Source organism: Methanoculleus sp. DTU007, from assembly GCF_001512385.1.
Taxonomy (GTDB): domain Archaea; phylum Halobacteriota; class Methanomicrobia; order Methanomicrobiales; family Methanoculleaceae; genus Methanoculleus; species Methanoculleus thermophilus.
The window spans coordinates 9,425-17,425 of the sequence record NZ_LFRO01000010.1; the positions used below are offsets into that span (position 1 = coordinate 9,425).

At 62.0% G+C, this 8,001-nt stretch carries 9 protein-coding genes; 7 read left to right on the forward strand and 2 right to left on the reverse strand.

Annotation, left to right across the window (positions count from 1 at the left end; genetic code table 11):
- Positions 1 to 180 (forward strand): hypothetical protein (locus ACI94_RS01300; RefSeq protein WP_286681008.1); only part of this gene is annotated, 180 nt, incomplete at its 5' end.
- Between the two features lie 15 nt (positions 181 to 195).
- On the opposite strand, the gene ACI94_RS01305 is transcribed toward ACI94_RS01300, so the two are convergent.
- On the reverse strand, positions 196 to 1,044 hold the full coding sequence (locus ACI94_RS01305; protein ID WP_066958083.1) for a 4Fe-4S dicluster domain-containing protein: 849 nt from the start codon (positions 1,042 to 1,044) through the stop codon (positions 196 to 198).
- Between the two features lie 92 nt (positions 1,045 to 1,136).
- Here ACI94_RS01305 and ACI94_RS01310 point away from each other — a divergent pair, with 92 nt between their 5' ends.
- From ACI94_RS01310 to ACI94_RS01320, 3 genes are all read left to right on the forward strand, one after another.
- Positions 1,137 to 3,143, forward strand: coding sequence for a DUF2298 domain-containing protein (locus tag ACI94_RS01310; protein ID WP_066958085.1), 2,007 nt, complete (start codon positions 1,137 to 1,139; stop codon positions 3,141 to 3,143).
- Positions 3,144 to 3,175: 32 nt separating this feature from the next.
- Complete coding sequence (locus tag ACI94_RS01315) at positions 3,176 to 5,065, forward strand: PQQ-dependent sugar dehydrogenase (protein WP_224732786.1); 1,890 nt, start codon at positions 3,176 to 3,178, stop codon at positions 5,063 to 5,065.
- A 128-nt stretch (positions 5,066 to 5,193) separates the two neighbouring features.
- Positions 5,194 to 5,490 carry a cupredoxin domain-containing protein gene (locus ACI94_RS01320; protein ID WP_083524833.1) on the forward strand — a complete coding sequence of 99 codons (297 nt, stop codon included), beginning with the start codon at positions 5,194 to 5,196 and terminating at the stop codon, positions 5,488 to 5,490.
- Between the two features lie 17 nt (positions 5,491 to 5,507).
- On the opposite strand, the gene ACI94_RS01325 is transcribed toward ACI94_RS01320, so the two are convergent.
- Positions 5,508 to 6,401, reverse strand: a complete 894-nt coding sequence (locus ACI94_RS01325; RefSeq protein WP_066958187.1) for a UbiA family prenyltransferase — start codon at positions 6,399 to 6,401, stop codon at positions 5,508 to 5,510.
- Between the two features lie 88 nt (positions 6,402 to 6,489).
- On the opposite strand from ACI94_RS01325, the gene ACI94_RS01330 reads away from it, so the two are divergent.
- The 3 genes from ACI94_RS01330 to ACI94_RS01340 all read left to right on the forward strand — a co-directional run bounded on the left by ACI94_RS01330 (position 6,490) and on the right by ACI94_RS01340 (position 7,750).
- Positions 6,490 to 6,669: a rubredoxin gene (locus ACI94_RS01330; RefSeq protein WP_066958089.1), complete on the forward strand. Its 180-nt coding sequence runs from the start codon at positions 6,490 to 6,492 to the stop codon at positions 6,667 to 6,669.
- Positions 6,670 to 6,788: 119 nt separating this feature from the next.
- Entirely contained in the window at positions 6,789 to 7,271 is a 483-nt protein-coding gene (locus tag ACI94_RS01335) for a hypothetical protein (RefSeq protein ID WP_066958091.1), read from the forward strand.
- A 206-nt stretch (positions 7,272 to 7,477) separates the two neighbouring features.
- On the forward strand, positions 7,478 to 7,750 hold the full coding sequence (locus tag ACI94_RS01340; RefSeq protein WP_066958093.1) for a DUF1294 domain-containing protein: 273 nt from the start codon (positions 7,478 to 7,480) through the stop codon (positions 7,748 to 7,750).
- The last annotated feature ends 251 nt before the right edge of the window (positions 7,751 to 8,001 follow it).

Genomic DNA, 8,001 nt, shown 5'->3' on the forward strand with positions numbered 1-8,001 from the left:
CGCTACGGCCCTTTCAACGAGCAGAGAGCCCGGGAGTTCTTCGAGGTCGAGGAGAGCCTCGGCGGGACCGCCAGGATCGTCCGGCTGGAGGAGGATGGACTCAGGGAGACGTGGCGGGTCGTCACGGAGTGCGGCGACTGGGGCGGCGTGCCGAGAGCGGAAGCGCCGCCGTCGCAATGAATCGGGAAAGAACGTTTACTCACGCGGCTTCAATCCGGCGGCCGCAAAGACCGCATCTCTTCCTGCGCGCTCCATCATCTCGCCAAGCCGCTCTCCTGGCAGTGCTCTCTCCCGGTAACTTTCAAGAACCTTTCCTACAATCCCGAGCACCTCTTCTTCGGCGATCAACCCGTCCGCCTCGATCCCGGTCTGAAGGACCCTTCCCGACCTCCCGCCGAGGAAGAAGCGCACCCCCTCTTTCTGGACCCCAATAGCATCCATGGGGCAGATCGTTATGCAATCGCCGCATCCAACGCAGGCTTCTTCGGAGTAGTGGGCCTCGCCGTCGACGACCCGGACGGCTCCTTCGCGACAGGTCTTCTCGCACGCGCCGCAACCGTTGCACTCCCCGACGCCGTACTCTGGGAACCGCAGGCCCATGATCCCGATGTCGTTTAATTGAACTCTCGCGCAGTTGTTTGGGCATCCGGTGACGGCGATCTTGAGTTTCCAGGGGAGTTCGTATCCTCCGTAGCGCTCCTCGATCGCCCGGGCGAGCCCCTGCGTGTCGCAGCACCCGTGCCTGCAGGTCGTACCCTTGCAGGCGACGACCGACCGGAGGGCAGCCCCGGTGCTCCCCGGCTCTATCCCCGCCTCCCGGAGCCTTTCTGCAACCGCTTGGGCGTCCCGTCGGTCGATGTTTGGGAACTCCACGTTGAGCCGCGTCGTCAGCCCGATCGTCCCGTCACCGAACTCCTCCGCGATCCGTGCCAGTGCCGCCATCTGCGGCGCGGTCATCAAGCCGGCGAGGATCTTTCCGCGGACTGCGACTTTCCCCTTTTCCCGGAGTCTGATAACCCCCTGAAACTTCTTCCTGTCGGCCATATTCTAACTGTACGTATCGCGAGATCTCTGGTTAAACCATCCTGTGGAAAGTGGACACAAAGCGCATATACCCTCGCGCCCGATAACGGGGCGTGGACCTTCTAACCCAGGTATGCAACGTCCTGCTCTGGGCCGGGCTCATCAAACTTCTCCAGATGACCCTCTGGCCCAGCCTCCGCCAAACACTTGGCGACTACGCCTATCCGGCGGCATACCCGGCCTCCCTCCTCCTCTTTGCCCTTGCGACCTGGTACTGCGGCTTCTTCCGCATCCCGGTTGTCCTCGCCCTCCTTCTCTTCATTCTCCTCGGGATCTGGGGCATCCGGCGGGGGGACTACTGGATCCCCGGGATCCGGGGCAATCTTACCTGGGACGCGGTCTTCCTCGTCGGGTTTCTCTTCGCGCTTGCCGTCCGGTTCACGAATCCGCCCATCAACTACTTCAGCGAACAGTACATGAACCACGCCTTCATCGCGAGCATCATCCGTGAACCGGTCGTGCCGCCGCTCGATCCCTGGTTTGCGGGAGGAGATCTCACCGTCTACTACTACCTCGGCCACTGGCTGATGGGCACTCTTTCGATCGCCACCGGCATTCCATCGGAGGTGGCTTTCAACCTCGTCCCGGCCACGGTCTACGGGACGGCGTTCGTCGTCCTCTACGCCCTCGGCCGCCTCCTCCTCGATCGCTACCGATGGCTCCCCCTCGCGGTCCTCCTCATCGTCCCGCCGTCGGTTCTCTGGTCGCTCGCCGCGGGCGCCGATATCTACCAGGCCTTCCAGGAGACCAACTGGATCATTCATGGTGCCCGGGTCGAGTTTCCGGTCTTCTCACTCATCCTCGGGAACGTCCACGCCTTCGAGATGGCTCTCTTCAACGAGGTCTTCCTCATCTTCCTCCTCGGGTTTGCATGGTGCCGGTGGGGTGGGCTCGATCTCCGGGGGCGGGGGGCGCTCGCCCTCCTCCTTGCCCTCTCCATCGGCTCGATGCCGCTCCTCTCCTCCTGGGATGCTCTCGTCTACGCACCCCTAGTCGCGATCTTTCTCCTCGTGCTCGCTCTCCGTGAGCGGGACCGCTCCACACTCATGGCCGCCCTCTTCGTCCCCGCGTTCGCTCTTGCCCTCTACCTCCCCTACTACTTCCACCTCGAGCCTGCGGGTATCGGCGGGATCGGCACCGGGTTTCCCCCCACCGACCCGCTCGCGTTTCTCGCGGTCTGGGGCGGGTTTCTCGCTCTCACCTACGTCGCCGTCGCCCGGGATATACGCCGCTCCCCCTTCCTGCTCGCCGTCGCCGCACCGGCCCTCATCAGCGGCTACGTGGCTCTCGCGGTCATCCTCGTGCCGCTCGTCTATCTTCTCGTCCGGCGGGAGCGCTCGTTTGCCGACCTCCTCTGCATCGCCGGCCTTGCGGTCCTCGGCTTCTGCGAGGTCGTCTATCTTCAGGAGATGCTCGGGGGCGACTACAGCCGGTTCAATACAATCTTCAAGTTCTACTTCGATGCCTGGATTTTGCTCGGGACCGGCACCATTCTTGCTGCCGCCGGCTGGCTTTCCGGGCGGCGGCCGATCCCGGTATCCCGGTGGCTTGCACTCGCCGCCTCCGCTGCCCTCATCCTCGCACCGGTTGCCCTCAACATCGAGATCGGCCGGGGGCTCCTCGGGATCGAGTACCCTCCGGCGGGCTACCACACGCTCGATGGGCTTGCCTACCTTGATGCCACGCGACCCGCGGAGGCCGCGGCGATCGATTTCCTGCGGACGCTCGACGGTGACCACCGGATTGTCGAGGCGGAGAACGGCGATTATGGCTATTACTCCCGGATATCGTCTCTTACCGGTATCCCGACGATTCTCGGCCAGAGGAGTCACGAACTGACCTGGCGGGGGAACGGCCCCTGGTATACAGAGCGCCCGGCGGACATCCGGGCGATCTACGAGGACCCAGAGCGTTCTCTCGCGCTCATGGAGAAGTACAACGCGACCCTCCTCTACGTCGGCGAGCCCGAGCGCGAGCGCTACGACGTCCGACTCCCAGACCAGGGACTCACTCTGATCTATGATGAGGGTGGGGTTCGGATCTATGAGCGGGTTGGATAACCTTTATCGATACCTCTCCATAGGGAGGGGCCATGACACGAGCAGTCGTAGTCATGGTATCCGTGCTCGTCCTCATCGCTCTGGCAGGCGTTGCCGGGGCGCAGGTGAGCCCGGATAATGAGACCAACATGACGCAGACACCCGCTCCCGGGATCCCGGGCGGGAACTTGACGAACGCAGGATCGCCCTATGCAGCGGTGTTTGAGAACAATACATCCGTCACCCGACTTATTGAGGATGAACCGCTCAACGTGAGTCTCGAACCGATTGCCGAGGGTTTTGTCGCCCCGGTGATGCTCACGCACGCCGGCGATGATTCGGGCAGGCTCTTTGTCGTCGACCAGATCGGGACGGTCTCGATCATCTATCCTAACGGCACACGCGCCGAGGAGCCGTTCCTGGACGTTCGAGATCGTCTGGTCGACCTCGATCCGTCGTTTGATGAGCGCGGTCTCCTCTCGATAGCCTTCCACCCCGAATTCCGGGAGAACGGGAGGGTCTTTGCATTCTACAGCGCACCCCTCCGCGAGGGGGCGCCCGAGGGCTGGAACTGCACGAACCGTCTCGTGGAGTTCCAGGTCGATCCCGAGAACCCCGACCGGGTCGACATGACCTCGGAGAAGATCCTGATGGAGATCGACAAACCGCAGTTCAACCACAACGGCGGGAGCATCGGCTTTAGCCCCCGTGACGGCTACCTCTACGTCCCGCTTGGCGACGGTGGGGCAGGAGACGATAACGGGACCGGCCACACGCCAGTGATCGGGAACGCTCAGGATCTCACAAAGATCTACGGCAAGATGCTCCGGATCGACGTTGACAACGTCACCGCCACGAACGCAACACCGCCGGAGAACGCTACCTGGACGACGGCGGCCGGCACCCTCTACGGCATCCCGGCGGACAACCCGTTCGTCGCAAACACGAGCATCCCACCCGAGATCTACGCCTACGGTCTCAGGAACCCCGCTTACCTCCGGTTTGACGCCGAGGGCAACGCCTACGTGGCCGACGCCGGTCAGGAACTCTTTGAGGAGGTTGATATCGTCACGAGGGGCGGAAACTACGGATGGCGCATCATGGAGGGAACCCACTGCTTCGACCCGGAGAACCCCAGGGTCCCACCGGCAACCTGCCCGACGAACGGCTCCTCCGGCGATCCCCTGATCGGCCCCATCATCGAGGGCGGACATGACCTGGGTGTCGTCTTCGTCGGCGGCGGCATCTACAACGGCACGACGCTCCCGGACCTTGCGGGACGCTACATCCTCGGCTACTGGAGCAACAACTTCGCCACCGGGAATGCAACCCTCCTCGCCGCAACCCCACCTGAGGGCTGGGACCCGTCGGCCGTTCCCGACTCCGCCGAGAACCTCACGCCCGAGAACATCGCAATGTGGAGGCTAGAGAGGCTCAACGTGAACGGGACGCCTGCCGGGACCGTAGAGGCCTTCCTCCTCGGGTTCGGTGTGGACGAGTCCTCGGAGATCTACGTGCTCACGACCGACGATGGGGGACCGGATGCATCCAACATGACCGGGAGGGTCTGGAAGCTCGCCCCGGCGAACGTGACGGCGACCCCGACCGCAACACCGACTACAGCACCGCCCCCGCCCCCTGCCGCCGGGGGTGGCGAGAGTGTGACGGTCGATATCGCGGCTGAGAACATCGAGTTCGATACGGAGACGATCACGGTCCCTGCGGGCGCAGAGGTGACGATGAACTTCGATAACCGGGATAGTGCCCCTCACAACGTCGCGATCTACACAGACTCCTCGGCGATGACACCGATCTACATCGGCGAGATCATCACCGGCCCGGGCCAGGTGACTTACACCTTCACGGCGCCGTCGGAGCCCGGAACCTACTTCTTCCGGTGCGATGTGCACCCCTCGATGAACGGGGAGTTCATCGTGGAGTAGGGGGAGACACACCCTCCCTCTTTTCGAACTTGATACACTGGAGCAACCTTTATCGTTCTCGATCGCACCGTCTGGCCCATGGCACGACCGACCATAGTCATGGAAACGACCGCCGTGGTGGTGGGCGCATGACCCCGCAGGCGACAATCGATATCGCGGCCGAGAACTTTGCCTTCAATAAAAAGAGGATCACCGTCCCCGCGGGTGCAGAAGTGACGATAAACTTCGATAACCGGGACGAAGGCATCCCGCACAACGTTGCAGTCTACACGGACTCTTCCGCGGCCACCGCGATCTCTATAGGGGAGATCATCACCGGACCGGCGCGGGCGACCTATACGTTCACAGCGCCCGCAAAGCCCGGAACCTACTTCTTCCGGTGCGATGTGCACCCCTCGATGAACGGGGAGTTCATCGTGGAGTAGGGGGATAACCCCTGTTTTTAAAGAACGGCGCCGGCGATGATCGCTATGGCGTAGACGAGCAGTGATGCATGCATGAGCGGCAGCGCCCGAATCGCCGCGCCCGGGCTCTTTTCCCGGAGGACGATGTAGTTTGCGGCCCCTAGAAGGATGAGCCCTGCAGAAAACCCGGCGATGGTGATCGGCCCGAGTGCGAGACCAAAGACGAGCGCTATCGCGGCGTGGACGGCCGAGAAGCCGAGCGTCCAGGCGACTGCTCCCTTCATGCCGTAGAGGACCGGTATCGTCGCCATCCCCCGTGCACGGTCGTTTCTGATATCGGCGATATCGTTTGCTGCAAGGTGGGCGAGCGTCCAGGGATAGAAGAAGAGGAAGTAGAGGAGGGCGGTCGCGTCCGGGCTCCCGTGCACCAGGTAGCCGGCGACCGGGAAGAGGGCAAAGTCCGTCCGCCCGATTACCTGGGCTATCGGCAGGGTCTGGCTGCGCTTTTTGGTCTGGTAGAAGTACTCGACCAGATACGAGTACCCCATGATCGCGAGGACGTAGAGGCTGTGCGGTGCAGGCAGCGTCACGGCGAGCGCGGTTGCGCTTGCCGCGAGGGCTATGAAGACCGCAAAGGCCGCCCGGGCCGAGATCCGCCCTTCTGCTATCGGCCGTCCTCTCACCGGGCGCCAGTAGCGGGTGAGCGACCCTTCGACCTCCCGGCGGTCGTACTCTTCATCAACGTAGTCGTTCAGAACGAGCCCGGCGAGAAACCCAGAGAGCCCGATGAGAGCGGCCCGGGCGATGAGTTCCCACGAGAACCCGCCGTAGTTCTCAAACGCAAGCATGAGCCCCGAACAGAAGAGCAGCGGCCAGACGAAGAAGAAGTGAATCCGGGTCAGGTCGGCGAGCGCCGCGAGGGTCTCTTTCATGCTGTATGCCATCTCTTCCGTATCCTCGTTCAAAAACGTTCCAGGTCACGCATCAGATTTAAATTCGCTGTCGGCAAAATCCACAATCATGAAGACATACCGCTGCTCGATATGCGGGCATATCTATAACCCCTCGACCGGTGATGCGGATATTCCGCCGGGAACCGCGTTTGAAAACCTCTCTGACGACTGGCGCTGCCCGGTCTGCCTTGCCGAGAAGAGCAAGTTTTCCCCGTTCGACTCGCCGCTCGCGAGGCTCGGGCTCTGAACTCAAGTCCAGCCGGGGCAGGACCCTGCTCCCCACATTTCTCTCCAGCCTGGAGTTGCCCAAACTATATATAATCCCGGGGTCATCCGTGCCTCCCCTCACAGGGGGAGGTCGAAGAGATGCAGAAGCGCTGGCTAGTTCTTGCGGCAGTACTCGCGGCCTGCTGCATTGGGGCAGTCTCCGCCCAGGAAGCCGTGGGGATGAATGCAACCGAGAACGCCTCGATCCAGGTGACGGATCAGATGATCGAGGGCGATGCGGTCGTAGGGAACGTCACGATCCGCGAGGTCGTGAGCAACGGGACCGGATGGCTCGTTATTCACAACAATCTCTTCGGGCATCCCGGCGGGGTCATCGGCTATACGCCGGTCGAGCCCGGGATGAATGAGAATGTCACGGTCACCATCCACACCTTCGTCGCCACCGATGCCCTCTTTGCCGTCCTGCACCATGACGCTGGTGAGGCGGGCGTCTTTGAATACCCCGTCCCCGACGTCGAGCAGAGGGCGGAGGGCGAGATCGTGATCGTGCCCTTCAACGTCACGGCGGAGAATGCCACCCTGCTCAACCTGACGGAACTCTCTTCCGGCGGCAGGACCTGATAAACTTAAAACTCCTTTTTCCAGACCAGCCGTAGAGATCCTTTTGTCGTTTCATCTTATCCCGATTTATATAGAATCATCAAGCAGATCTACCCTGTCATGGAGCACAAAAAACACCCCGCGACCGCCGGAGAGATCCGGCCGGTGCTCGAGGGATATAAATCGAATTTCCTGAAAAATATCCCTAAACTGGAGGGATTATCGGCATGATCCTCCTTGAGGCCGCGATCGCGATCTATCTTACTATAAACGCCGCCGCGTTCCTTGCATACTACAGCGACAAACGATCGGCGAGACGCTCGGCCTGGAGGACTCCGGAGAAGACGCTCCTTGTCATGGCGCTGCTCGGGCCGTTTGGCGCTCTTTTCGCGATGCGGCTTTTCCGGCACAAGACGCAGAAAGGGAAGTTCCGGCTTGTCCCGCTCTTTCTCTGCCTGCATATCGTGCTTGCCGTCGCGTTTGTCCTGACGCTCACGTAACCGGGATATGGAAGGGATGCCGGACCTCAAAATCGGCGATTAACTCAAAGGCAAAGTTAAAAGAGTTCTCTGTATCATCAGATGGTATGGCATACGAGTACGGGTCGCCATCCCGCCCGATCCGGGAGATCCTCACAGTGCTCCGGGATGATCTTGCCCGCACGTATCGGGCGGAGTACCTTCCCGCCCACCGGCGATCGCCCCGGAAAAGTCGAAGGCTCCGGCGGATCCGGGGATGGAGCCGGCACCTC

Bases quoted from the DNA above. Each gene is read 5' to 3' on its own strand.
- ACI94_RS01335 (WP_066958091.1), top strand. From the start codon at position 6,789: ATGCAGAAGCGCTGGCTAGTTCTTGCGGCAGTACTCGCGGCCTGCTGC.
- ACI94_RS01330 (WP_066958089.1), top strand. From the start codon at position 6,490: ATGAAGACATACCGCTGCTCGATATGCGGGCATATCTATAACCCCTCG.
- ACI94_RS01320 (WP_083524833.1), top strand. From the start codon at position 5,194: ATGACCCCGCAGGCGACAATCGATATCGCGGCCGAGAACTTTGCCTTC.
- ACI94_RS01340 (WP_066958093.1), top strand. From the start codon at position 7,478: ATGATCCTCCTTGAGGCCGCGATCGCGATCTATCTTACTATAAACGCC.
- ACI94_RS01305 (WP_066958083.1), bottom strand. From the start codon at position 1,044: ATGGCCGACAGGAAGAAGTTTCAGGGGGTTATCAGACTCCGGGAAAAG.
- ACI94_RS01315 (WP_224732786.1), top strand. From the start codon at position 3,176: ATGACACGAGCAGTCGTAGTCATGGTATCCGTGCTCGTCCTCATCGCT.
- ACI94_RS01325 (WP_066958187.1), bottom strand. From the start codon at position 6,401: ATGAAAGAGACCCTCGCGGCGCTCGCCGACCTGACCCGGATTCACTTC.